Source organism: Candidatus Aquicultor secundus, assembly GCF_002791875.1.
GTDB lineage: Bacteria > Actinomycetota > Aquicultoria > Aquicultorales > Aquicultoraceae > Aquicultor_A > Aquicultor_A secundus.
The window spans coordinates 30,825-32,672 of sequence record NZ_PFNG01000205.1; the positions used below are offsets into that span (position 1 = coordinate 30,825).

Consider the following 1,848-nt stretch of genomic DNA (forward strand, 5'->3'; position numbering starts at 1 on the left):
GAGGCTTTAATTGGGCGTTTTAAGCTCTATACTGAATTACTCACAGTTGGGTATTAAAAATCTTGCCAATTGCGATTTCTAAATCTTTGATAACTTCTCGAAAGTCCGGAACATTTTCTAACTGATGGCCGAGCGTGTTTTCCCATGCATTCATATGAGAATCAAGCCTTCCTGTCTCAAAGAAGTCGCTGACGTCATGAAAAGCAACTCCTTTGTGCTCACACTTCTCGTAAAATCCTCTTATGGAGTCCAGTATGCGGTTCAACGAAAAATATCAGTTTCTCGGATAATGTAAAATCCACCTTAATATCACGGCTGCCAAGCTTTGCCTGAAGTGGTCCGACAAAGCTAATGTAAGCCGTTATAGAATCATTACGCCGCTCAATCTTCTCCGGCGGAATCGCAAATTGAAAGCCTTGGCTTTTAGAAAGATCAAAAATCACACGCTCCAAGCCAGAAATTAAGTCGTTAGATTCAACTTTTTCCAAAACCGTAAAGTCTAAGTCTTCTGAGAAGCGATAATTATGAAAATAGATTTTCTTGAGCGCCGTTCCACCTTTAAAGGCAAGTAGTGGATATAGAACTGAATCGGCAATGCCCAAAAGAATCCAGGTAAGAACATAATCTTTCTCCAGGATTAGTTCGTTCATCTTCAGCCTGTGAGCAAGTCTTTGTAATTCTGATCGTGGAATCATTTAGTCGCCTTTTTAGGTTCTGGTTATATTGATTAGCTCTTCTGCGTCTACGTTTACTCTTATCTTCCAGGAACTTAAGAATCGTCCGGCCTCTTCAAGGGTAGGGTCAAGCAGCGCATAGCTAGACGAAAGCATGCCCTTTAGCTCAGATAATACCTCTTGACCGCCAAGACCATAGGTCTCCAAAAGAAATCCAAGACGCTTGGCTACACTTTTTCTGTTCAATCGTTTTGCGTATTGGGCTAGCTTTTGATAATCAATATTGCCTCGCTTTGCCCATATTCCCTTTGCGATTTCGCTAATGCCGCCACAAAGATCAGGCCGATCCAGGCAATCAATAATCGTTCGCTCAAGATCGCTTGCCCTCACCTTCTGAGACGACGTAATCCAAACGTCTTCAGTGCCCCATTCCATATCTTTTGGCTGCGTATATACAAATTGGTGGGTAGCGCCCAAAACCTCTTTCGGCCTTTTTCTGTTGGGGGTGCTGATATAGACAGTATAAATTGGCTGAATAATCATCTCATAAATCTCTAGAGCACTATAATGCGAAATATAGTACGGTTGAGGCTCGATTAAGTTCTTGGCAATAACGTACCAATTTTCAGAGTGTTCAGCCTCTTCCCCGGCAGATAAAGGAACAATTAAATACTTCCCGGGAATAAGCCGAATAAGCCATTTTTTCCTTACCAAATCACTTAAAAGTAAGCGAGTGGCTACAGCAGAGCTTCCTGTTATCTTTCGGGCATCCTCAACGGCAAAGATTGTTTTATCATGCGAAGATAAAACATTGAGAAGACGCGATTCAATTTTACCGAGGGTTCTTGAGCTATTTTCCATAGATAATTACCTTTTATGTGCAAATTGTGTCTTTACAGGATATATTATGCACATAAAACATAAATATTTCAATATCTTTTATCGGCGCGTATCTGCAGACAATTAGCGACAAACGAAGAATATACGAGGTCAGAAAGATTCGAGGTTCAAATCCTCTCCTGGGCTATCATTTTCCAAAATGAAAAAACGCCTGTCAGAAGGCGTTTTTTCGATCTCAAAACTGTGTAGCGGGGACAGGATTTGAACCTGTGACCTTCGGGTTATGAGCCCGACGAGCTACCGGACTGCTCCACCCCGCGTCGTTATGGCCGAT

General features: G+C 42.0%; 2 protein-coding genes, 1 tRNA gene and 1 pseudogene. All 4 read right to left on the minus strand.

Going from position 1 to position 1,848, the window contains the following annotated elements:
• Positions 1-218: 218 nt before the first annotated feature.
• The 4 genes and pseudogenes from COY37_RS08760 to COY37_RS08770 all read right to left on the minus strand — a co-directional run bounded on the left by COY37_RS08760 (position 219) and on the right by COY37_RS08770 (position 1,834).
• Positions 219-650 carry a nucleotidyl transferase AbiEii/AbiGii toxin family protein gene (locus COY37_RS08760; RefSeq protein ID WP_286677879.1) on the minus strand — a complete coding sequence of 144 codons (432 nt, stop codon included), beginning with the start codon at positions 648-650 and terminating at the stop codon, positions 219-221.
• A gap of 57 nt (positions 651-707) precedes the next feature.
• Positions 708-1,217, minus strand: coding sequence for a type IV toxin-antitoxin system AbiEi family antitoxin domain-containing protein (locus COY37_RS12075; protein WP_502690498.1), 510 nt, complete (start codon positions 1,215-1,217; stop codon positions 708-710).
• Between the two features lie 132 nt (positions 1,218-1,349).
• Positions 1,350-1,535 (minus strand): annotated as a pseudogene (locus COY37_RS12080) (hypothetical protein); the annotation flags it as partial.
• Between the two features lie 225 nt (positions 1,536-1,760).
• Positions 1,761-1,834 (minus strand) — tRNA-Met (locus COY37_RS08770).
• Positions 1,835-1,848: the final 14 nt, after the last annotated feature.

Bases quoted from the DNA above. Each gene is read 5' to 3' on its own strand.
- COY37_RS12075 (WP_502690498.1), bottom strand. From the start codon at position 1,217: ATGATTATTCAGCCAATTTATACTGTCTATATCAGCACCCCCAACAGA.
- COY37_RS08760 (WP_286677879.1), bottom strand. From the start codon at position 650: ATGAACGAACTAATCCTGGAGAAAGATTATGTTCTTACCTGGATTCTT.